Origin of the sequence: Sphingobacterium sp. BS-2 (genome assembly GCF_046161205.1) — a bacterium.
Classification (GTDB): Bacteria; Bacteroidota; Bacteroidia; order Sphingobacteriales; family Sphingobacteriaceae; genus Sphingobacterium; species Sphingobacterium mizutaii.
Genome location: NZ_JBIXGO010000019.1, coordinates 642,907 through 667,522, shown reverse-complemented (window position 1 = coordinate 667,522; position 24,616 = coordinate 642,907). Strand labels below are relative to the sequence as shown.

General features: G+C 42.3%; 15 protein-coding genes and 2 tRNA genes. 5 read left to right on the top strand and 12 right to left on the bottom strand.

Going from position 1 to position 24,616, the window contains the following annotated elements:
* Positions 1-79: 79 nt before the first annotated feature.
* The 4 genes from ACK2WI_RS14760 to ACK2WI_RS14745 all read right to left on the bottom strand — a co-directional run bounded on the left by ACK2WI_RS14760 (position 80) and on the right by ACK2WI_RS14745 (position 4,122).
* Positions 80-655, bottom strand: a complete 576-nt coding sequence (locus ACK2WI_RS14760) for a non-canonical purine NTP diphosphatase (protein WP_409151476.1) — start codon at positions 653-655, stop codon at positions 80-82.
* Positions 656-729: 74 nt separating this feature from the next.
* Positions 730-1,281 carry a hypothetical protein gene (locus tag ACK2WI_RS14755; protein WP_236736594.1) on the bottom strand — a complete coding sequence of 184 codons (552 nt, stop codon included), beginning with the start codon at positions 1,279-1,281 and terminating at the stop codon, positions 730-732.
* A 28-nt stretch (positions 1,282-1,309) separates the two neighbouring features.
* A complete protein-coding gene (locus ACK2WI_RS14750; RefSeq protein WP_093101563.1) occupies positions 1,310-2,290 on the bottom strand; it encodes a deoxyhypusine synthase family protein in 981 nt (326 codons plus the stop codon).
* Between the two features lie 731 nt (positions 2,291-3,021).
* Complete coding sequence (locus ACK2WI_RS14745; protein ID WP_409151475.1) at positions 3,022-4,122, bottom strand: mandelate racemase/muconate lactonizing enzyme family protein; 1,101 nt, start codon at positions 4,120-4,122, stop codon at positions 3,022-3,024.
* A 210-nt stretch (positions 4,123-4,332) separates the two neighbouring features.
* Between ACK2WI_RS14745 and gltB the strand changes: the two genes are divergently transcribed.
* Together gltB and ACK2WI_RS14735 are read left to right on the top strand one after the other, a co-directional pair.
* A complete protein-coding gene (gene gltB / locus ACK2WI_RS14740) occupies positions 4,333-8,832 on the top strand; it encodes a glutamate synthase large subunit (protein ID WP_093101565.1) in 4,500 nt (1,499 codons plus the stop codon).
* Between the two features lie 18 nt (positions 8,833-8,850).
* Positions 8,851-10,320 (top strand): glutamate synthase subunit beta, encoded by a 1,470-nt coding sequence (locus ACK2WI_RS14735; RefSeq protein ID WP_409151474.1) that lies wholly within the window; start codon positions 8,851-8,853, stop codon positions 10,318-10,320.
* Between the two features lie 518 nt (positions 10,321-10,838).
* On the opposite strand, the gene ACK2WI_RS14730 is transcribed toward ACK2WI_RS14735, so the two are convergent.
* A tRNA-Met gene (locus tag ACK2WI_RS14730) sits at positions 10,839-10,911 on the bottom strand.
* A gap of 58 nt (positions 10,912-10,969) precedes the next feature.
* Positions 10,970-11,042, bottom strand: a tRNA-Met gene (locus ACK2WI_RS14725).
* Between the two features lie 113 nt (positions 11,043-11,155).
* Between ACK2WI_RS14725 and era the strand changes: the two genes are divergently transcribed.
* Entirely contained in the window at positions 11,156-12,034 is an 879-nt protein-coding gene (gene era / locus ACK2WI_RS14720; protein WP_093101620.1) for a GTPase Era, read from the top strand.
* 44 nt (positions 12,035-12,078) lie between these two features.
* Here the strand turns inward: era and ACK2WI_RS14715 are convergent, their stop codons facing one another.
* The 6 genes from ACK2WI_RS14715 to recJ all read right to left on the bottom strand — a co-directional run bounded on the left by ACK2WI_RS14715 (position 12,079) and on the right by recJ (position 23,165).
* Positions 12,079-13,815 (bottom strand): RagB/SusD family nutrient uptake outer membrane protein, encoded by a 1,737-nt coding sequence (locus ACK2WI_RS14715; protein WP_409151473.1) that lies wholly within the window; start codon positions 13,813-13,815, stop codon positions 12,079-12,081.
* Between the two features lie 10 nt (positions 13,816-13,825).
* The gene (locus ACK2WI_RS14710; protein WP_409151472.1) at positions 13,826-17,053 is read right to left on the bottom strand and encodes a SusC/RagA family TonB-linked outer membrane protein; all 3,228 of its coding nucleotides are present in this window, start codon (positions 17,051-17,053) and stop codon (positions 13,826-13,828) included.
* A 419-nt stretch (positions 17,054-17,472) separates the two neighbouring features.
* The gene (locus ACK2WI_RS14705) at positions 17,473-18,543 is read right to left on the bottom strand and encodes a branched-chain amino acid aminotransferase (RefSeq protein WP_409151471.1); all 1,071 of its coding nucleotides are present in this window, start codon (positions 18,541-18,543) and stop codon (positions 17,473-17,475) included.
* Positions 18,544-19,156: 613 nt separating this feature from the next.
* Positions 19,157-20,674, bottom strand: a complete 1,518-nt coding sequence (locus tag ACK2WI_RS14700; RefSeq protein WP_093101626.1) for a GH3 auxin-responsive promoter family protein — start codon at positions 20,672-20,674, stop codon at positions 19,157-19,159.
* Between the two features lie 24 nt (positions 20,675-20,698).
* Positions 20,699-21,433 (bottom strand): LPS export ABC transporter ATP-binding protein, encoded by a 735-nt coding sequence (lptB, locus tag ACK2WI_RS14695; RefSeq protein ID WP_093101628.1) that lies wholly within the window; start codon positions 21,431-21,433, stop codon positions 20,699-20,701.
* Positions 21,434-21,464: 31 nt separating this feature from the next.
* Positions 21,465-23,165, bottom strand: a complete 1,701-nt coding sequence (recJ, locus tag ACK2WI_RS14690; protein WP_409151470.1) for a single-stranded-DNA-specific exonuclease RecJ — start codon at positions 23,163-23,165, stop codon at positions 21,465-21,467.
* Positions 23,166-23,280: 115 nt separating this feature from the next.
* Here recJ and ACK2WI_RS14685 point away from each other — a divergent pair, with 115 nt between their 5' ends.
* Both ACK2WI_RS14685 and ACK2WI_RS14680 read left to right on the top strand, forming a co-directional pair.
* Entirely contained in the window at positions 23,281-24,060 is a 780-nt protein-coding gene (locus ACK2WI_RS14685) for an MBL fold metallo-hydrolase (protein WP_409151469.1), read from the top strand.
* 73 nt (positions 24,061-24,133) lie between these two features.
* Positions 24,134-24,613: a cation:proton antiporter regulatory subunit gene (locus ACK2WI_RS14680; protein ID WP_093101632.1), complete on the top strand. Its 480-nt coding sequence runs from the start codon at positions 24,134-24,136 to the stop codon at positions 24,611-24,613.
* The last annotated feature ends 3 nt before the right edge of the window (positions 24,614-24,616 follow it).

Sequence of the window (24,616 nt, the reverse complement as noted above, 5' to 3'; positions counted from 1 at the left end):
CTGTTAACCCAATGTTAACTAAAAAGAAAACCTAAATTATTAACATTGCCTGAATTCGTCAAATTTCGTAAATTCAAACCTACTGTTGGGAATTCAGAAATTCAACCAATTTGGATACAGCCTTCGAGCGATGGCTGATTTTATTTTTTTCCTCCAAGCTCATTTCCGCAAAAGTCTGATCATAGCCATCCGGAATAAAGATCGGATCATAGCCAAATCCTGCCGTTCCGGTCCTGCCAGCAATGATCCTTCCCTCCACAGTTCCTTCAAAAAAATACTGCTCGCCTTGTAAGAATAGGGAAATAACCGTCTTGAACCTGGCCTTGCGATCTTCTTGACCTTGCAACTTTTCCAAAACCAGGTCAATGTTCTTTTCCATATCCCTAGATCCAGAATAACGTGCAGAATACACCCCCGGCTCACCATTCAAGGCATCTATTTCCAGACCTGAGTCATCCCCAAAACAATCAATGCTATATTTTTGGAATAGGTAATCGGTTTTTTGCTTGGCATTCTCTTGGAAAGTAACCCCAGTCTCCGGAATATCATCATCACAGCCTATGTCAGCCAGAGACTTCAAGACAAATTTATCTCCGACCATCTGTTGTAATTCTTCTAGTTTATGTGCGTTGTTTGTAGCAAATACCAATTCCATAGCTCAATGATTAAGCTCCAAAAATAGCATTCTATTTAAGCAATCAAGAAAAGAAGGAAGATAAAATCAGAAAATTAGGATTGAATAAAGGTCTTGAACTCATTCCAGAACAATTTCTTTTTCTGGACATCGGCAAACATCTCTTCAAAACTAAAGGTATTGAACACTGTCGCGATCTTTCCTCGCATATAGGAGTTATGGCCGATCTCTGGGAGTTTCAATGAGGTAGGTTCCACGCCAAGAAGCGTTATTTTCTTGGGTTGGAAAAACTGCATGATCTGCTTCCACTCATTTGGATTGTGTGGATTTGCCAAATTGACCACCGCAACGTTACCTGCATTCAATTGTAGGGCGCCGATGGTTTTTAGGAAAGCTTCTTCTGCCTGTGGCGAGAAGTAAGGGTAGTCTGGATAACGCAGGATAAACAATATCCCAGTCGACTTGTCCCCTTGATAAACAAACTCTTCAGCAGAGGCATCAAAATGCCCTTGCTGAAGAGTTGTATGTTGGGATCCAACGGTTTGGGTCTCTACGATGGGCATTACCGAACCAGGGATAGCAAATACCGTTTCAGACATCAAAGCCTGAATCGCAATTGGATTATCTGTTGTAAGGTTCTTGTCCACTATGATTCCTTCCGCCGTTGTTATATTCTTATTGACCTAATACCCAAGCAAAAATCAATGGTGCCACGATAGTAGCATCAGATTCTACGATAAACTTAGGTGATTCTACATCCAATTTACCCCAAGTGATTTTCTCATTTGGCACAGCACCTGAATAAGAACCGTAAGAAGTAGTTGAATCCGAAATTTGGCAGAAGTATGACCAGAAAGGAACATCATGCCATTCTAGATCTTGGTACATCATTGGAACCACACAGATTGGGAAGTCACCAGCGATACCACCACCGATTTGGAAGAAACCTACCCCTTTGCCACCTGAGTTAGCACGGTACCATTCTGTCAAATAGATCATGTATTCGATACCTGTTTTCACAGTATGTGCTTTCAATTCGCCTTTGATCACGTATGAAGCGAAGATATTACCAGTTGTAGAGTCTTCCCATCCCGGTACGATGATAGGAATATTTTTTTCTGCAGCAGCCAAAATCCAAGAGTTCTTAGGATCAATTTCATAGTGTTGCTCCAATACGCCAGATAAAACCACTTTGTATAAGAATTCATGTGGGAAGTAGCGTTCGCCAGCAGCTTCTGCATCTTTCCATACTTTTTCAAGGTGAACTTGCAATCTTCTGAACGCCTCTTCTTCAGGGATACAAGTATCCGTTACGCGGTTGTAATGGTTTTCTAACAGATCCCATTCGTCTTGAGGAGTAAGATCACGGTAGTTAGGGACACGTTTATAGTGTGAGTGCGCTACCAAGTTCATCACGTCCTCTTCCAGGTTTGCACCAGTACAGGAAATGATAGCCACTTTATCCTGACGGATCATTTCGGCCAATGAAATTCCAAGTTCAGCAGTACTCATCGCACCTGCTAATGAAACCAACATTTTACCACCTTCTGCTAGGTGGGTTTCATAACCTTTTGCGGCATCAACTAAGGAAGCGGCATTGAAGTGAAGATAGTTTTTCTCAATAAATTGAGAAATAGGACCTCTTTGTGTACTCATAATCTTATATTCAAATAAATGTCCACAAAGGTACTGATTTATTCAAGAATTACTGAGCGCAAGGCTTGCTAATCGCCCCAAATCTCCTGCAAACAAAGAAATTTGAGCAATAGTCAATATAATATCCATCTAAAAGGACCTAAAAAAAGCAGTTATTCCCCTTAAAAAGCCTGTTTTTTAACAAATGTTAAAAAATGCTCTTTATGTAGGCTGGAAGCTGAAAAACCGAGCTCGAGAATGTCGGAAACCTCGATAGCGCTTTTCTTTTGTTATCGACTCCAAATCGCACCTGAAACATTGGAATTCACGGATCGGAAAATAAATTAGAGAGCATTAGGGCAATACACTTTTACCTTATTCGAGACATATTCGGAAAATTCGCAAAATGGCCAAAAATCTTCTACTTATATGCTGCTCTGATTTTTGAAGCTTTTCCGAATGAGTCTCGAATGAGTCTCGAATGAAACCCCTAAAAGAAGGATAGAAATTTTGGATGGAAATTGCTACTTAGGAAGCACTCTATTGGGCTGAAAACTCTATAAAACAAAACAACTCCGAATCCATGGATTTCGGAGTTGTTTTGTTTTCGTAAATATTGCTGCTTACTTTCTTTTTAACAGCTTTGAAAAAAGCCAAAAGAAAAAAACGACAATCACTATTAGGATAAACAAGATGATGATCTCGTTCGTCCCTAGGTTCCAAGAGTCATTATTTAGCATATCGATTTTATTTTAGGAAACAGTCCATTTTTCACATTGCTCTAAAAATGCAGGATCAATGTCGGCCGCAATCCCAGGCCCCTCCGTAATCTTGATGGAATAGCCATCGTACTGAATACCGCCGATAACCGGATCTTCTAGGTGACCTACCATGCAGGTATCCAGGTCAAAGAATTTAACATTGGGCGCAGCGTATGCAAAATGCGTTTTAGCGGCAAGTGCCAATCGACTTTCCAACATGCCCCCGATCATACAAGGGATACCAAATTCTTGAGCAACTGCTTGGATCTTTAAGGACTCTGCAATTCCAGAGGATTTTGAGAATTTAATATTGATATAGTCGCAACTGTCCGTCCTGCAAAGGCGTTCAGCATCATGATGGTCATAAACAGACTCATCTGCCATGATCGGAACGATGGTTTCAGATCTTAATTGCGGCAACAAATGGTCGTTATACGTACGCATGGGCTGTTCGCAGAACTGGATTTTCAAGGCTTCAAGGCCTTTTAATGCTTCCAAGGCCTCTTCATAGCTCCAGCCCTGATTAGCATCAATTCTAATTGGGATATCAAAGCCAACTGCTTGTCGGATAGCTTTAATACGGGCAATATCATCCTGAGGTTTCTTACCCAGTTTCACTTTCAAGGCAACGGCACCATGATCATGCAGGTCCTTGGCTTTGGTAGCCATTTCTTCAGGACTTGCGATACCAATGGTAATATCCGTTACGATCTCCCTTGGTTTACCCCCTAAGAATTGATAAAGTGGTACCCCTGCTTTTTTAGCGGCAAGATCATAAAGGGCCATATCAAAGGCAGATTTAATAGTGGCATTCTTGGCAATGTACAGATGCAGTTCGGCCAATCTCTCTTCAATGGCCAAAGGGTCTTTACCGATCCAGATCTTAGCAAAATCCTGTGCCACTGCGATACAGGTATTTTGCGTTTCCCCAACAATCATCGGAAAGGCAGAACATTCCCCCACTCCGTATAAGCCTTCATCGGAGATGACCTTTACGAAAGTGTTCTGAGCAAACTCCATAACCCCCGTTGCGATGACAAAGAGTTCCATGGGAATACTCAACCTATAAATTTCAATTTCTTTGATCAACATAATTTATTAGTTCAAATAGCAAATGTAACGAATGATATTCCATTTTTATAAGCAAATAGCGAAACAAATACAATTTCAATTACCAAACAGCATTAAATTTATATTAACCTCAACGTTTTTGATTAATTTTTATCATTATTGCAAATATTTTATGTTTTTATTCATATATTAGCAAACTCGTTTGTTATTTTATCTAATTATCATATTACAATGCAGCAAGAAGGACTTTACAACCCAGCGTTTGAGCACGATGCCTGTGGTGTTGGATTTGTAGCCCACATCAAGGGTCAGAAGTCACATCAACAGGTTAAAGATGCACTTACCATGTTAGAGAACATGGAACACCGTGGAGCTTGTGGTTGCGATCCAGAGTCGGGCGATGGCGCCGGGATCATGATCCAGTTACCACATGAATTTCTATGGGAAGAATGTATTGAGTTGGGCATCCAGCTTCAAGAACCAGGATATTACGGCGTAGGCATGTTGTTTCTTCCGAAGGAGGAAGAGATGAACCGCATTTGCCGTCAAGTCATTGCCGAGGCTGCAAACGAAAGGGGCATGGAATTATTAGGGTTCCGAGCCGTACCCGTAAATCGAGAAGGCATCGGACCGACCGCCTTAGGTGCAGAACCAGAAATCGTCCAGTTCTTTATCTCTAGGCCGGCAGGTGTTGCCAACACCGAAGATTTTGAACGGAAATTATTTGTCTTAAGACGCTTAATCATCCAAAAAATCAAAAATCACCAAGAGTACCCCCTTCCACTCTACATCGCTTCTCTATCTTGCAAAACCATAATTTATAAAGGACAATTAACTACTTATCAAGTAGGATCATATTTTAAAGATCTTAGAGATCCACGGGTGGTATCCGCATTCGGCTTGGTTCACTCTAGGTTCTCTACCAATACTTTCCCTTCTTGGTCTTTGGCTCAACCCTTCCGCATGATCGCGCACAATGGGGAGATCAACACCTTGACCGGAAACTTAAACTGGTTTTACGCAGGGGTAAGGGCCTATTCATCGCCTTTCTTTACGGAAGAGGAGATGGAAATCCTACTACCGGTGGTAGACCGCGGACAATCGGATTCTGCATGTCTGGACAATGTGGTGGAGCTCTTGCTCCATAGCGGCCGCAGCTTACCGCATGTAATGTTGATGTTGGTACCAGAAGCGTGGGACGGCAATGAACAAATGGACCCATTGAAAAAGGCTTTCTATGAATACCATGCTACTTTGATGGAGCCATGGGATGGTCCAGCTGCTTTATGTTTTACCGATGGAAAAATCATCGGTGCTACCCTAGACCGCAACGGTTTGCGTCCATTGCGCTATGCAGTCACTTCAGATGATCGCGTGGTAGTTGCTTCAGAAGCCGGTGCATTGCCTATCGATGAAGCATTGATCATCAAAAAAGGAAGACAGCAACCCGGAAAGATCTTCGTGGTAGATATGGAAGCTGGAAAGATCCGTTCAGATGAAGAAGTAAAAGGCGAACTGATCCGCCAACAACCTTATGGCGAATGGATCAACAATTATAAAATCAAATTGGAAGAATTGGCAGAACCAAGGGTAACCTTTACCTACCTGTCCAAGGAATCCGTATTCAAATATCAATTATCATTTGGCTACTCTAGGGAGGATATCGAAACGATTTTGACCCCAATGGCCTTGACGGGCTATGAGCCGATCGGTTCCATGGGGACAGACGTGCCATTGGCAGTCCTTTCTGACCAGCCACAACATATCTCCAGTTACTTCAAGCAATTCTTTGCCCAAGTAACCAATCCCCCAATCGATCCGATCCGTGAACGTTTGGTGATGAGTTTGGCAACCTTTATCGGAAACTCAGGCAATATTTTGGTGGAAGACAAGAAATTCTGCCATTGTGTAACCTTGGAACATCCGATCTTGACCTCAAGTGAACTGGAGAAATTGCGTTCCATCGATACAGGTGTATTCCAAGCAAAAACCATCCAAAGTTATTTCCGAGCTGATGGAAAGGAAGGTTCTTTAGAAGCTGGTCTTGAAAGACTATGCCGTTATGCAGACGACGCCGTTCGTGATGGCTTTGAGGTAATCATTCTATCCGACCGTGCCATCGACTCCCAGCACTGTGCCATCCCTTCTTTATTGGCAGTTTCCGCTGTACACCACCACCTGATCAAAACGGGCAACCGTGGCGCTGTAGGTTTGGTCGTGGAAGCAGGAGACGCTTGGGAAGTTCACCATTTTGCTTGTCTATTGGCATTCGGAGCGACCGCCATCAACCCTTACATGGCATTGGCGAGCATCCGGACCATGAAAGAGATCGGGCATTTGGAAACCGACCTGACTTGGGATGACCTGAAAAAGAATTATGTAAAAGCGGTATGCAATGGTTTGTTGAAGATCTTCTCGAAGATGGGTATCTCAACCTTGCAATCTTACCATGGCGCCCAGATCTTTGAGGTGCTCGGTATAGACAGCCAAGTTGTGGACCGTTATTTCTGTGGTGCCGTTTCCAGAATTGGCGGCTTGAATCTAGATGATATCGCTAAAGAAGCCTTAGCTAAACATTGGCGCGGGTTTGAAAACAGCCGTTCAGCTCCTACGCTATTGCCTGAAGGCGGTCTCTACCAATGGAAAAGAAGAGGTGAAGGCCACTTATGGAATCCACAGACCGTACATCTATTGCAACAGGCCTGTAGGACAGATGATTTTGCAACCTACAAGAAATATGCAACATTGATCAATAACCAAAAGGAACGTATGTTCACCTTGAGGGGATTGTTAGATTTTGCAAAACATAGAAGTCCGATTTCCATCGATCAGGTGGAACCAGCGAGTGAAATCATGAAACGATTTGCCACTGGGGCGATGTCCTTCGGATCGATTTCGCATGAAGCCCATAGCACGTTGGCGATTGCGATGAACCGCATCGGCGGAAAGTCCAATACCGGTGAAGGGGGTGAAGATGAAATGCGCTACCAAAAATTACCGAATGGCGATTCCATGCGATCGGCAATCAAGCAAGTAGCTTCAGCACGCTTTGGGGTAACCTCCAATTACCTGACCCAAGCGGATGAACTACAGATTAAAATGGCGCAAGGCGCTAAACCAGGAGAAGGTGGACAACTACCGGGACATAAAGTAGACGATTGGATCGCTAAGGTGCGACATTCTACTCCCGGAGTAGGTTTGATATCCCCTCCTCCACACCATGATATCTATTCCATTGAGGATTTGGCGCAATTGATATTCGATCTAAAGAATGCCAATAGACAAGCGCGTATCAATGTGAAGTTGGTATCAAAAGCAGGGGTTGGAACCATTGCAGCAGGGGTCGCCAAGGCACATGCCGATGTGATCCTGATTGCAGGCTATGATGGCGGAACTGGAGCCTCTCCAATCAGCTCCATCAAACATGCTGGCTTACCTTGGGAACTGGGATTGGCAGAAGCCCATCAGACTCTTGTTCTGAACAAGCTTCGTAGTCGTGTGGTATTGCAAGCAGATGGACAGATGAAGACAGGTCGAGATTTGGTCATCGCCACCTTATTGGGTGCTGAAGAATGGGGAGTTGCAACGGCAGCTTTAGTTGCCGGCGGCTGTATCATGATGCGCAAATGCCATCTGAACACCTGTCCGGTTGGCGTAGCTACCCAAGACCCAGAATTGAGAAAGCTATTTACCGGTAAACCAGATGATGTCGTGAACCTATTCCGTTTCTTGGCAGAAGAGATGCGCGAGATCATGGCAGAATTAGGATTTAAATCCATCAATGAAATGGTAGGTAAAGCTCAATTCTTGAAGAAAAGAGAAAACCTAGCCCATTGGAAAGTCAACAAGATCAACTTCTCGGGCATTTTACATGTGGCTCCAAATGCAAATGGAGAAACTTTGTACAATACCGAAGAGCAAGACCATGGCATGAGCATGATCTTGGATTGGGGCTTACTGAACCAATCTAAATTGGCCTTGGAAACCAAAACGCCAGTGTTTGGAACCTTTAAGGTAAAAAATACGGACCGTACCATCGGAACTTTATTATCCAATGAGATTTCGAAGATCTATGGTTCAGAAGGGCTACCTGACAATACGATCAACTTTAAGTTCGAGGGTTCTGCAGGACAGTCTTTCGGAGCATTCAATACCAAGGGAATCTCCTTTGAACTGGAAGGTGAAGCCAATGACTATGTAGGAAAAGGACTATCAGGGGCGCAATTGGCAATCTATCCAGCAAAGGAAAGCAATTTAGTGCCGCAAGAGAACATTATCATCGGCAACGTGGCGCTTTATGGCGCAACCTCAGGCCATCTATTCATCAATGGAAAAGCCGGAGAGCGTTTCGCCGTAAGAAATTCAGGAGCGACCGCCGTTGTAGAAGGTGTAGGAGATCACGGCTGTGAATACATGACCGGTGGTAGAGCCTTGATCCTAGGAGAGACCGGAAGAAACTTTGCTGCAGGTATGAGCGGTGGTATTGCATGGATCTATGACCTTGCAGGCACTTTCAAAGAGAATTGCAATAAGGAAATGGTCGACTTGGATCCACTGGAAACGGAAGATGAAACTGCCATCATAGCCTTATTGAAACGCCATATCCACCTAACCAAGAGCGAGCGCGCAAGCTTTATCTTGGACAATTGGGCAACGGAAAGGAACCGTTTCATCAAAGTGTACCCAAGAGAGTACAAGAATGTGGTGAACAAGAAATTAGTAACAGCATAATCAAGGAGGAACATCATCATGGGAAAACCAACAGGATTTTTAGAATTTGAAAGAGCGCTTCCTCAGAAAGATGCTGTGGAAAGCAGAAAACAGAATTATCAAGAGTTTGTTCATTCATTTACCGATGAGCAATTAAATAAACAAGCGGCACGCTGCATGAACTGCGGAATACCATTCTGCCATTCAGGCTGTCCGCTAGGGAACGTGATCCCAGAATTCAATGATGCCGTTTATGATGGCAATTGGGAGGAGGCTTACCAAATCCTTTCCTCTACCAACAATTTTCCGGAATTCACGGGCAGGATCTGCCCGGCACCATGCGAATCGGCATGTGTATTGGGAATCAACAAAAACCCAGTCGCCATTGAGGAGATTGAGAAACACATCATCGAAATTGCCTACAAAAAAGGATATGTAAAACCGAGCAAGAGCTACCTGAAGACGGGAAAACGCGTTGCAGTGGTAGGCTCAGGACCTTCTGGCCTAGCCGCAGCCGCACAGTTGAACAAAGCTGGGCATGATGTAGTCGTGTACGAAAGAGATGATAAAATTGGTGGTCTATTGCGATATGGGATTCCAGATTTCAAATTGGACAAATCAGTGATCGACCGTCGTGTCGAGATCATGGAGCAATCTGGCGTAGAATTCAGGACCAATGCTGAAGTTGGAAACAATGTTCCGGCAAGTGAATTGGAGGCCTATGATGCCATTGTATTAGCTGGAGGGTCAACCATTCCAAGGAACTTGAATATTCCCGGCAGGGAGCTAAAAGGAGTCCATTATGCAATGGAATTCCTAAAGCAACAGAACAAGCGCGTAGGAAGTTCTCCAATTGAAGTGGAGGAGATTCATGCAAGAGATAAAAATGTACTGGTAATAGGCGGTGGTGATACAGGATCAGACTGTGTCGGCACATCCAATAGACACGGTGCCAAATCGGTGACCCAATTTGAATTGATGCCAACACCTCCGACCGCGCGAACGGAAGCTATGCCTTGGCCAAGTTATCCGATGTTGTTAAAAACGACGACTTCACATGAAGAAGGTTGTCAACGCCATTGGAGCATCAGCACCAAAGAGTTTTTAGGTGATGCCGATGGAAACCTGAGAGCCGCATTGATCGTAGACCTAGAATGGGAATTGGATCCTAGTGGCAGACCACTATCCTTTAAGGAGGTGGAAGGCTCGGTACGTGAAATCCCTTGTGAGTTGGTGACTTTAGCGATGGGTTTCTTACATCCGCAACATGAAGGTCTATTGACCCAACTGGGCGTAAAAACTACCGACAGAGGGAATGTAGATGCTACAGAAACGGAATACAAGACCAATGTAGACAAGGTTTTTGTGGCAGGCGATATGCGAAGAGGACAATCTTTGGTTGTTTGGGCTATTTCCGAAGGCAGAGAATGCGCTAGAAAGGTCGATGAGTACCTGATGGGCACTTCAGTGCTGGAAAGTAAAGAAGCGGTCTATGCTACAGCATTTTAGACATAAGATAATAGACGGGAGCAGTTTCAGATATTTTGATTGAATATTGCTAGGTTTTCAAAACATACAAGTGTATTTCCATATTTTTTAGAAGGGGCTGTAAAAACAGCTCCTTTTTTTGTGAGGAGTTTTTTTAGGGGGATTGTTAGATCCCTTGAGATAATTCTAATTCTGAACGATGAGTGAAGAATCTATATGGGAATGTAACTACAGTACTGTCATCCGCAATCAAGGATTACGGAACTGTTCGTAAAGACGATAAATTTTTAATGGCTTTGTTTTGAGATGGATCTTACCACGATATGGATGATGGGTACGACTGGAATACAGCGGGCGGGCTTATGCAATAAGCCCCTACGGACCTGGACGATCAGATCGCTAAAATCTTGATCAATATTGTAAGTGGACCTCGACTCCGCTCGGTCATCATATATTTAGACACTAGAAAGTTCTTGTGTCTATTGTCTTATGTCTTAAAAAAACAAAAGGTTCCAATCTTTCGATTGAAACCTTAGTAGTAGCGGGGACCAGACTCGAACTGATGACCTTCGGGTTATGAGCCCGACGAGCTACCAACTGCTCCACCCCGCAATGTATTTTAGAATGTCTTTTGGATTGTGCCTCGCGCACAATCCTTTTTTGTTTTTAGTAGCGGGGACCAGACTCGAACTGATGACCTTCGGGTTATGAGCCCGACGAGCTACCAACTGCTCCACCCCGCAATATATTTTCTAGAAATCTACGTTGGTATTTGTTAAAAGTAGATTATACTATCTCCGAATTGGAGCACAAAGATATTATTTGTTTCTTTGTAAAACAAATAAAAAAGCAAATAATGTCACATAAAGCAGGATTCGTGAGTATCATCGGTAAGCCTAATGCGGGTAAATCGACCTTGATGAATGCCCTAGTGGGTGAAAAGATGTCCATCATAACCCCTAAGGCTCAGACAACTAGACATCGTATCATCGGAATAGTTAACGATGAAGATTATCAGATTGTTTTTTCTGATACTCCCGGAGTAATTAAACCGAATTATGACCTTCAAGAGTCGATGATGAACTTTGTGATGAGTTCCTTGATCGATGCTGACGTTATTTTATTTGTTACAGACATCCATGAAAAATACGATGAAAACGATGTATTGGAAAAATTAAGGAATACTAGTTCTCCAGTTGCGGTCATCATCAATAAAGTCGACAAGTCATCCGAGGAAGAGGTGAAAGCGAAGATTGCTTTCTGGGAAGAAAAGATCAATCCAGATACAGTATTCCCTATCTCAGCTTTGTTGGGTTATAATGTGGAAGCTGTAATGGCTTACATCAAAAGTAAATTACCGGTTCACCCTCCATATTATGAAAAGGATGAATTGACCGATAAGAGCATGCGTTTCTTTGTTTCCGAAATTATCCGTGAGAAGGTATTCAAATTATATGACAAGGAAATCCCTTATAGTACGGAAGTGGTGGTGACTTCATTCAAGGAAGAAGCCCATATCACCCGCATTGCAGCAGAAATCATTGTAGAGCGTGATTCGCAGAAAAACATCATCATCGGAAAAGCTGGAGCCATGATCAAGAAAGTCGGAACCTATGCCCGCCAGGATATTGAGGAGTTTATTGGCGGAAAGGTCTTCTTGGAACTGTTCGTGAAAGTTCTTCCGGATTGGAGAAGCAAGAAAAACTACCTGAAGAGGTTTGGATATGAAGATTAAACGAAAAGGCTACCCTCGGGTAGCCTTTCGTCCTTATTACAATTTTACCATTTGGGGTTTTGTTCAATCTTATTGTTTATAGCTATTTCATTAGTTGGAATAGGCCATAAATAATCTTTTTCAGGGTCAAATTTGCGCAGGTTGGCTTCCTGTAAAATAATATGCCCTTTGCTGTCAACCGGGGTATCACTTGCCCATTTTTCTCCAGTTGTGGTCAGGAATTCGGTGAATAGATAGCTTCCGATCAAAGGTTTCTTCATTTCTACTTCAGCGGTTTTCCAACGGATCATATCCCAGTATGCTAATCCTTCGAAAGCCAATTCCACGGAACGCTCCCGGCGGATTTCTTCGCGCATATTGAGGCCATTGCTGTTCACAAAATCATTGCTGAGCTTTGGCATATCCACAAAATTTGGAGCTTCTGCTGTCCCGATATTCACCTGAGGAAGGCGTGCTCTCAAAAGATTGATGGTTTGGTCCAGGTCAGCATCGGAGATGCTTTCGTTGAGCTCATAGCTTGCCTCTGCATAGATCAGAAGGACCTCAGCATATCTCAAGACCGGTTTGTCAATATAGGAGGCCTGAAGGGCCCAATATTCCTTGTTGGCATATTTGCGGACTCCGTAACCACTTCGGTGCATCCTTGGGTTAGGAATGGTATAGTCGCTGCTGGCGATAAATTCGTCACCCGTTTTGAATAGCGTGAAACTCATGCGAGGATCCTTTTTGTCGAAATAAGCATTATATTTCATATCCTTGGTTGGTTCCATGTACAATTTTGATTTACTTATAGGCAAACCATCCGCCATCAAATAATTGTCTACAAAATTCTGGGTTGGCACCGCGTTACTACCTTCATAATAACGCTGAACAGGGGTACTGGTGACACTGTTTTCACGGTTTACACCATACTGCCTTACAATGACATTTTCTTTGTTGGCGCTGCCCTCTCCTGCCATTTGGAACAGATTATAATAGGCTTCATCGGTTCTTTGTCCATTCGCTCCTGTTTTGGCTTGCGAGAACAAAGCATATTGTTTAGAATCCATTACTTCTTTGGCAGCATCCCTTGCGATGGTCAGGTGTTTCTTGGCATCGCCATATTTATGGAATTTCTCTCTCGTTCCTTCAAATAATGCGACTCTAGCCTTAAAGGACAGAGCAGCTGTTTTTGAAATGCGACCATATTCTTTTGCTGCGATTAGCTCATCATGTCCCTTTAAGTATTGGGCAGCGATATCCAGATCTTTCAAGATCAGATCTAGGATTTCTGCGCGCGAAGCACGCGGAGCGAAAACTTCAGGATCATCTACTTTCAGGGTCTTGGTGATCATAGGAACACCACCGAAGCGGATGAACATTTGGTAGTAATACATCGCACGGAAGAAATGCGCCTCTCCTACATACCAGTTTACTTCTTTCTCCGTAGCTCCTTTTTCTAAGACAAGGGGTGCATTTTCAATCAGCTTATTCGCTTGGAAAATGGAATAATAATTATAGTCCCCACTTGTTGCAGGGGTCGCCCTAGAACCGTCGCTGATACGTGTTGCATCGCCACTATTGGAATAACCATAGCTTGACCAGACATCCTCTGCCACATCCCCGGAGCTTAGGCCAGGCAAGGTGGTATAGAAATAGTTGGCAGCCATTTTTAAGTCGTTTACTGTATTCCAGTAATTGACGTCGTTCATGGAAGTCTCCGGAACCTCATTGACTTCGCAAGAACTTAACCCTGAGAAGATCAGGGAACCTATCATTAAATATATAAATCTCTTTTTCATGATGTCAATTTTATAAGTTGATATTCAAACCAAAGGAAACTGTAGTTGCGAATGGATAAGGAGAAACCTTATTGTCCTCAGGTCTGATCTCAGGGTCAATTGCTCCCTTAAATACGCCTAATTTTGAAATGGTCAGGATATCTTCAGCAGATACATAGAGTCTAATCCTGTTGAAAGGAAGTTTCGCAACTTGGTCTTTGCTCAAGGTATATCCTAACTGTACATTCTTTAATCGGGCATAAGCACCGCTCAAGTACCATTTATCTGAATTTTGGAAGTTATGGCTTCCTTCTAGGTAAGGTCTAGGGAAGGCTGCATTTCTATTGTCCTCGGTCCAATAATCCATCTGGAAATCCATAGGTAGGTAGTAGGAATACAACTGCGGCTGGATCAACTCATTACTAGGTTTCAAGAAACGCTTGCCGATACCTTGGATAAAGAATGAGAAATCGAAATGTTTATATCCTAAATAGGCATTGATTCCATATTGGTAGCGCGGATTTGTATCACCTAAATAAACCAAGTCCCCTGTGTTTCCGACGATGTTTTCACCTGGTGTAATAATGCCATCATTGTCAATGTCCAAGTACTTGACATCACCGATTCCCGGTACTCCGGTTTTATTGACAAATCGCTCGTAGCTTGGCGCATTTTCCAATTCTCCTTCATTTTGGAAGTAACCATCAGTTTTGTAGGCCCAGATTGAATTCATGGCGTAGCCTTCCACTAACTTGTTTGTTCCGGAATAAACGATGTTGTTTGCACCGCCATAGCGTATTAATTTGTTTTTATTGTCAGCTAAACTTACACCGATGTTATAATTAAAATCATCTCCAACTTTATCACGGTAGCCTATGCTTGCTTCCCAACCCCAAGTCTTTAATTGTCCTTGGTTGGATTTTGGAATGTTTATCCCAATCGTTGCTGGCATGCTGATACTAACCAACATATTGTTGTTGAACTTCTGGAAGTAATCAAAAGATCCAAAAAGCTTGCGATCCAATAGACTGAAATCTAGACCTAGGTTCCTGGTTTCAATGGTTTCCCAAGAAAGATCCCTAGCTGGAAGAGCTCCTTGTGAGATATAAGTTTGTTTGATATCATTCAAGAGCACATTGGAACCTGTTCCCAATAGGGCGATGTAATCATAGAAACCAATACCGACTTTGGAACCTACCTTACCCCAAGAAACCCTAGGTTTCAGCTCGTTGATATAAGCTGTAGCGCCTTGGAACCATTCTTCTTTTGCCACGTTCCAACCTGCAGAGAATGAAGGGAAGACTTTCACCCGTACATTCGGGGACAGCCTAGAACTTTCATCGCTACGGATAGTCGCTTCGAACAGGTATTTTTCTTTGTAGTTGTAATTGAAACGACCGAAGTAAGACTGCATTTTTTCTCGTTCGCCGTATTGGCTGTGCGATTTATTCAATGGGTCTGAGGTGAAGTTCAAACTCGGATTATCATTAACATAAAGATTTTTAGAAGATGCCGAGACATACTGGTATTCATGGTCATAGAACTGATAACCGCCCATTAAATGGAAATTATGGTTCTCAGCTACCGTTAAATCATAGTCAACTACCGCCTGAACATTTTGTTTTAAGGTCTTGTAATTGGTAATTGAATAATTATTAGGATTATTCAATTGAGATTTTGTGTTTGGTGTTGGCCCAGAATAATAATCTACCGTTCTTCTGAAGTTTCTGTTCTGAAGATCGATGCTTTCACGGCTGTACATTAATTTAATCTCCAATCCCTTCACAAAATTGTTGATCGTAGCGGTGACATTGTTGAAATATGTTCTTTTAAGGTCATCATTGAAACCACCGTCTTTCATCATGGCATAACCGAAGGCTGATGAAGTTCCACTTTTGTAGTAGGTACCATCTTCATTATAGATCGGGAATCTCATCCGAGAGGAATAGAACTGCCTAAGGATGGAGTTACCCCCGCCATCGATAGAGTAACCACCATCTTGTGGGTTATCGGTTTTTTGATTGATAAAGGCATTACCAATATCTAATTTCAAATAGTCGTTTACCTGCGCCGAGATATTGGCCCTGGCATTGATCCTTGCGAACCTATCATCACCTACTTTGAACATCCCGTTTTGGGTCATGTTACCCAATGATGCCATGTAAGTTATCTTTTCACTACCTCCAGAAAACTGGATATTGTTATTGTAGATATTGTATTTCTTTTGAATGACTTGATCTAGGATATTTTGTTGATTGTATGTCCGCCATTGACCATTGGAACCTAGCACGAAGGTAGGGCCGTTTACGGCGTATCCTAAATCTTCCTCGGAGTATTCTGCTGCAATACCGGCATTTTTACGGGCGAGGTTTACATAGTTCATCTCGTCGATCAAGGAAAGTCGATCAGGCATAGAGCCAGGTCTTTGGATACCCAAATTGCTGGACACCGAAATCCTACCGACTCCGGATGTTCCTTTTTTGGTCGTTACCAAGATCACCCCTCCCGCTGATTGAGCACCATAGATGGCGGTGGCACCCCCATCCTTCAGGATACTGATGTTTTCTACATCATTTGGGTTCAACGCAACAAAGGTTTCCTCCGAACTGATCACTCCATCGATAACGATCAAAGGACCTACGGAACCATTCGCTGAGGTTTCACCGCGGACGGAGATATTCAGGCCCTGAGCTCCGGGTCTACCCGAGTTCCTTGTTACGACCAAACCAGGGGCTGCACCTTGCAACATATTGGTAATGGTTGGCGAAGGTCTGTTTTGGAGCACCTTGGCATCTACTTGGGATACCGCACTGGTCAAGTTGGTCTTTTTCTGGTTACCATAGCCGACCACCACGATCTCATCAAGCGCATCTTCAGAAGGAGAAAGGATAACGCTGTTCGCAGCAGAAGCAGCCACTTCCTTCGGTTGAAAACCGATATAAGAAAAGGTCAGGATGGAAGAACTGCTTGCCACTGAAATGGTAAACTTACCGTCTGTTCCTGTAGAAGTGCTTTGCCCTTCATTCTTTACCGCTACGGTCACTCCTGCTAGTGGATTGCCATCCAAATCTTTTACTGTTCCGGTAATTTCCGTTTGGAGAGGATTGATCTTAAAATTGGTCGCGTAATTGGACGCTAGTATTGGTTTCCCTTCAGTTCCATAGGTTGTGGAAGCGAAGAGCAGCGAGGGGGATATTAAAGCAAAATGAATAAACGCTTTTGATAACCTCACTTTGTTAAAGTAATGTTTTCTTCTCATTTCATTTTCGGTAAATAGTTTTTAGACTTATATGGCTATTTCAGGAATAATGGTAGGGAATAATTTAAAATTCCACGAACAATCAATTAACACAAACGATTGTGTTAATTACGAAAACGATTGAGATAATAATTTTATGAAATAATTAAACAGCAACAGTTAACAAGTAGTTTTTATTAATTGCCGATTATCATCAAGTAGCTCTTTTAGGTAAAATAATTTTATCAGGATTAACTCTTTTAACAAGAACTGCAATATTAACTATCTTTTTATCTCTAAAAAGAGCTGAATATTAATTAGGAAAAAAGAAATATAGAAGATACTGCGCGAAGAGCATTGAGCGCGAAAAATGAAGGTTAAAGGCATAAAAAAGACCGCCTCAGGGACGGTCTTTTATGTGGATATTGATAAGTTCTTAATTACTTAACGATATAGTTCCAACCAAATGGATCATCGATTTTTCCGTATCTCAAATCATTTAGATAAGCCAACACCTTGTTAGAGAATTCACGTCCTTCAACAGGCGGTAGTGTGTAGTCTTGACCATTGAATCCGATTCTATCGATATGGGTAATGGTTGCAGCAGTACCAGCAGCAAAGGCTTCTGTTACATCTCCTGCTTCGATTCCATCGATCAGTTCTTTTACAGATACTTTTCTCTGTTCTGCTTTGTAGCCCCACTTCTCAGCAAGCTCCATAATGGTACGTCTAGTAACACCATGTAAGATAGTGTCTCCATGTGGTGTGATTATGGTATCACCAATGCGGAAGATCAAGTTAGCTGTTCCAGCTTCTTCAATGTATTTGTGTTCCAATGCATCTGTCCACATGATTTGGTCATACCCTTCGTTGTTGGCCAACTGAGTAGGATAAAGTGACAAGGCATAGTTACCTGCATTTTTAGAGAATCCAACACCACCTTCAGCAGCACGAGTATAATGTGTTTCTACTTTCAAGCTGATTGGTTTGCTGTAATAAGCACCAACCGGACAGGTGATGATAATGAATTGATAAGATTTAGAAGGGTGGACACCTAGAGCAGCCTCAGTACCGAACATAAAAGGACGGATATAAAGTGCGGTGCCTTCTTTGGAAGGAATCCAGTTACGGTCTACATCCAATAGTTTTTTTAAGCCATCCAAGAAGATTTCCTGAGGAACTTCAGGCATTTCAAGTCTTTTTGCAGATTTATTGAATCTTTCCCAGTTTTTATCAGGGCGAAAGATGCTCACGGTGCCATCTTGGAATTTATAACCTTTAATTCCTTCAAAGATAGCCTGTCCATAATGTAAGGCAGACATGGAAGGGCTTACACTCAGGTTCCCATAAGGCACAATCTTAACATCTTCCCATTGCCCGTTGTCATAATTGGCAACCAGCATGTGGTCAGACATTATTTTTCCAAAAACTAAATGATCGAAGTCTACTTGAGAAATTCTTGATTGTTGGGTAGGCTCAACTTGAATAGTGAAATTATCTATGGCACTCATATCAAAAAGAATATTTATTGCTGTGCAATTTAGGTAAAAAAAACAAAAGCATAAATGAATAATGGATTTATAATCGTCCAATCTCCACAAATGCGAGAGACTCCTGTTGATTTCTTAAGAATTTAGCATTTTAGCTATAATGAAATATGTATGTTTTCCTATTCATAACTGTATAGTGTTTGCTATACAGATCATACCCTAAAATGCGGAGATTTATTGTTTATTACTTGATTTCTTTCTCGGTACAGTATTTGGAATAGGCTCAATGCTTTTTAGCAAATCTTTGAAAAGGATTTCTAACCAAGAATTGTAAGTGCAAAAGATAATTTTTATTTCTGTTTTCGGACAGGCTGCTAAAATAAAAAGGCTTGATTTGCTAAAAATAAAAGGCATATAATTAAAGGTTTAACTAAGTAATCCTAAAAATGGAAAGACAATCGACTGATTTTAATGCTCAAGCCACTCCGACAGTTGGAGTATGGAAATTTATCCTAGGTTTTTTTATCTACCTGTACAAAACTGCAATCCGTCCCTAATCAATAGCTGCTCCGAATAACATATTGCATATTACCCACATCTACCTAGCTGCCTTTTGGGCTAGAAATAAAAAAAATTAAGATGCTTGGATTAACTTCAATAGTGGTTCCAGGTATTCCCTGCTATTAGCCAATCGAGGAACTTTGTTCTGTCCTCCTAATTTCCCCCTACTTTTCATCCAGGTATAAAAACTTCCCTTCGCCGCATTGTGAATGATCGGGAAAGATAAAGCCATATTTTTATAACGTTTAGCGTCGTAATCGGAGTTAATCTCACGAAGGGTGGCGTCTAGGATTTCGCCAAATCTTTGGAAATCATCTGGCTCTTGTTCAAATTCGATGATCCACTCATGTGCACCAGCGGTCTTATCGTTGAAATACACCGGACCAGCTGTATAATCTTGGATGGTAGCTCCTGTAGCCTTACAAGCAACCTGCAATGCTTGGTCCGCATTGTCCACGATTACCTCTTCCCCAAAGGTATTGATATATTGCTTTGTTCGCCCCGATATCTGGAATCGATAAGGAGACAAGGAAGTAAAACGGATGGTATCCCCAATCTTATAACGCCAAAGTCCCGCATTGGTGGAAATGATCAACGCGTAGTTTTTGCCCAATTCAACCTCATGCAGACATAAGGTCTTAGGGTGTTCTTCATTGATCTGGTCCATTGGAAGGAATTCATAATAGATTCCATAGTCCAGCATCAACAGAAGATCCTCAGAATCAGAACGGTCTTGAAGCCCGAAATAGCCTTCGGAAGCATTATAGTTCTCCAGATAATACATGTTATCGGAAGGGATCAATTTCTTGAACTGCTCTCTGTAAGGCTTGAAACTAACGCCACCATGGCTATAGAATTCAAGATTAGGCCATACTTCCAATAGGTTATCCTTTCCAGTGATCTCAAGGATACGGTTTGCCATGACCATGTTCCAAGTCGGAACACCAGCCAAGCTCGTTACGTTTTCCTTGATGGTAATCTGAGCAATCTGCTCGATCTTTTCCTCGAAATTGGGATTTAAAGTAACCTCAATGTTAGGTGTCCGTTTAAACTCAGCCCAGAAAGGGAGATTGCGGATAAGGATGGAAGACAGATCCCCATAATAAGAATCGGGACTGAAATTATTGATCTGCGAAGATCCCCCAATTACAACGGATTTACCAGTGAATACTTTGTTTTCAGGCTTATTATGGCAATAGATGGAGAGCATGTCCTTACCACCTTGGTAATGGCATTCTTCCAACGCTTCGATACTGACTGGAATAAATTTACTGCGGTCTGAAGTAGTCCCCGAGGATTTCGCGAACCATTTGATATCGGATGGCCAAAGGATATTCTGTTCACCTTTGATCATGCGGTCTACATATCCCTTGATATCATCATAATCTTGGATTGGGACACGTTCTTTGAATTCATCAGGGGTAAAAATGCTGTTATAGCCATATTTCTTTCCCCATTCAGTTGCTTCAGCAGCAGAAACGAGGCTTTGAAACCATTCATCTTGAACATCGTGAGGATACTTCATGAATAGATCAATCTGATGCATCCGCTTTTTCATTATCCAAGTAAAAAGAGAATTCAATAAAGCCATAGGTTTATTTTCTGCTATATTTTTTTAGAATTTTTTACGTCTTAATTCGAAATGTCTACCCAAATAGAACTTACGTGCAAGTTCATTGTCGGCAATTTCTTCTGGAGTACCGGTCAGCATGATCTTCCCTTCCGTCAACAGGTAAGCTCTATCCGTAATGGAAAGAGTTTCTTGAACATTGTGGTCAGTGATCAGGATTCCGATATTTCTGGTTTTCAATTTGGCTACGATAGTTTGGATTTCTTCTACAGCGATAGGGTCAACACCTGCAAAAGGCTCATCCAAGAGAATAAAGTTAGGGTTTGCGGCCAATGCTCTGGCAATCTCCGTTCTTCTACGCTCACCACCCGACAAGAGGTCACCACGATTCTTGCGGACGCGGTGCAAACTGAACTCAGTCAATAACTCTTCCAGTTTAGCCTTGCGCTCTTCTTTGTTGGGATAATGGATTTCCAATACGGCTAGGATGTTGTTTTCAACAGATAGCTTCCTAAAAACTGAAGCTTCCTGAGCAAGATAACCAATACCACGCTGCGCACGCTTGTACATTGGGTCTTGCGTTATTTCCAAGTCATCTAAGTAGACATGTCCATCATTAGGTTTAATCAATCCAACGATCATATAAAAGGAAGTTGTCTTTCCGGCACCGTTAGGACCTAAAAGACCTACGATTTCCCCCTGTTCAACATGGAAGGATACATCGTTTACTACTGTTCGTTGTTTATATTTTTTGATTAAATGTTCTGCTCTTAGAATCATGTGAATAAACCCTTATTTGCAAATATATTTTTTAAAATCGAATTGCCTTTACATTTAGTTGCAAATTCTTCTTGCCACGCCAAGAGTTTTCCTCAATACTGAAGCATATATCAAAGGGTTTCCCCGAATTGATCAGCTCGGCAAATTCGCCTAAACCAAAGCCTATACACTCAAATATAGCGGAATCCTCCTGTTTTACGGAAAACTTTAAATGTGTACTGCCAACGACATTGGCATTGTTACCCATCGTCACGCCTTTGCAAAGAAAAGTTGGAGCTTCATTCTGCGGACCAAAAGGTTGGAATTGACTCAAGATCCTATAAAACTTAGGATCAATCTCTGACAGCCTGATTTCCTTTTCAATAGAAACCTCCTGCTGCAGCATCTCAGGTTTGATGCTTTTGCTCACGACTTCTTCAAAACGTTGTTGAAAAAGACCAATATTGTCTGTAGGCATGGTTAATCCTGCTGCGTATTTATGACCCCCATACTGATCCAATAGGTCGCTACATTCGCTCAATGCTTCATATAGGTCGAATCCGAGCACCGATCTGGCAGATCCTGCGATATGCCCATTGGTATTGGTCAAGATAATGGTAGGTCTATAATATCTTTCGGTCAATCGAGATGCGACGATCCCGATCACCCCTTTATGCCAATCCTCCTTATAGAGAACGGTGGTTTTTCTGGTCTGCAGATGCACATTGTTATCCAACAAATCCAATGCTTCTTTCGTAATCTTCAGATCAAAGTCCTTACGGGCTTTATTCTGATCATCTACACTGGCAGAGAACACTCTCGCTTCAGGCAAAGTCTTTGCAATCAATAATTTCACAGCATCTTTTGCATGGTCTATCCTACCGGCCGCATTGATTCGTGGACCAATCTGAAAGACAATATCATTAACCGTAAAATGACCAGATTTATGGGTAGAAAGATTGATCAAAGCCTGAAGTCCACAACACGGGTTGCTGTTCAGCTTTTTCAATCCAAAGTGTGTCAATATCCTGTTCTCACCAGTAATGGGTACAATATCCGAAGCAATGCTAACCGCCACTAAATCCAGATATTGATATGCCAAATCCATTGACATTTTGTTTTGCTTGATAAAAGCTTGAATGATCTTGAATCCGATTCCACAGCCTGACAATTCCTTGTAAGGATAAGGACAGTCTACACGCTTAGGATCCAATACCGCAACGGCATTAGGAAGGATATCGCCCGGCAGGTGGTGGTCACCGATGATGAAATCGATTCCTTTGGCATTTGCATATTCAATTTTATCGACTGCTTTGATACCACAGTCCAAGGCAATGATCAGGGAGAAACCATTCTCCTTTGCATAATCGATCCCCTTATTGGAAATCCCATAGCCTTCCGCATAGCGATCCGGAATATAGAACTCCAATCCCGTATGGAAGTCACGGAAAAAACTGTAGACAACAGATACGGCGGTGGTTCCATCGACATCGTAGTCACCATAGATCAAAATCTTTTCTTTATTGCCGATGGCACGTTCAATCCGGTCGATTGCTCGGTCCATGTCTTTCATCAGAAAAGGATCGTGAAGATGGTCAAGAGAAGGGCGGAAAAAGTCTTTCGCTTGGTCGAAGGTTTCGACCTCACGGTTTATTAAAAGTTCTGCAATTATATGGTTTACACCCAGCTCCTGTTGTAGCTTCTTCGCCTGCTCTACGTTCTTTTTAGGTTTCAGCACCCACCTTTTTTGCATATCTTTGCCTTATAATAAACGTGTAAAGATACATTATATCAGGGGACTTACCTAATGAGGACCTCGATGTAAAATGATATGCACACATAACTGTCAAGATAACAAACAAATACAAATGGCTCGAGCGCATTCACTATTTGAAGGTTCCTACTCTGTAGATATAAGCAAGCAATTTATCCCCTTCGACCCAAAAAAAGATGATCCAAAAGATAGACCCGGATCGCTGTTCATTCATGTACACCCTTTTCTAATTGAAACCAAAGATGGCCTTATCGTCCTGGATACTGGTCTTGGGCTGCGCAATGAAAACAACGAATTGGTCATCCATGAAAACATCAAAAAACTAGGTTTCTCTATCGATGACGTACGTTATGTTCTCATGTCCCATCTGCATAAAGATCATGCAAGCGGCATGGTGGACATCAAAGATGGCGTAAAGCGCTTAGCTTTTCCAAATGCGGAATATGTCATCCAAGAACAAGAATGGGAAGCAGCCTACAGCTATGAATCCCCTTCCTATCGCACTGAGGTATTTGATGTATTGCAGAGAAGTGGCAATATTTTATTTGTGAATGGAGATGGACAATTGACTCCAGAGATCCGCTATGAGCTTTCAGGAGGACACAGCGAGTTCCACCAGGTATTCCATGTAGAAACCGAGGGTGAACATTTTTTCTTTGGAGGAGATGAATTACCAGAACCCGAGGAAATCTTCCGAAGCTTTATTGCCAAGTATGACTTTGACGGCAGGAAAGCCAGGGACCTACGCGCAAAATACTGGGCTGCAGGTGCTCCAGAAGGCTGGGTATTCTTATTTTACCATTCAAAAAATATCGCGGTGGGGCGGCCAGAACAGAAGCCGGATGGCAGTTATAAGATCGTAAATGCCGAATAATCCATTCAGAATCGATATATTTGAGGATAACGAAAAATAATTTTTCTAATTTTTAATTAAATAAAAGGAAATCATGTCGATAGTTAGAGAAAGTGACCTAATTGGTATCGGTAAGAAATACCAAATTGAAACTGATGCTGGAGACAATATGGTGGTTGTCATCCATGATGACGGACGCAGAGAGTTATACCGCCATGAGGATGATGATAACGAAACCCACTGTGTGATGACATTGTCGGATGAGGAGTCTCGTCAGGTTGCCGGAATCTTAGGAGGGCTTTCCTATAAGCCCAAGGCATTGGAAACCATCGAGGTGGCATTGGACGACCTACGCATTGAATGGTACAAGGTTGGCGAGTCTAACGACGGAGTCAACAAGAGTATCGGTCAATTGGAGGTCAGACAGCGTACCGGAGCTTCCATTATCGCTGCTATCCGCGAAGAGGAAACCATTATTAATCCAGGCCCCGACTACGTTATTACGCCGGGAACCACCCTGGTAATCGCCGGAAAGCAGAAAAACATCAAACTTTTAAAGGAAATATTACTATAAGAA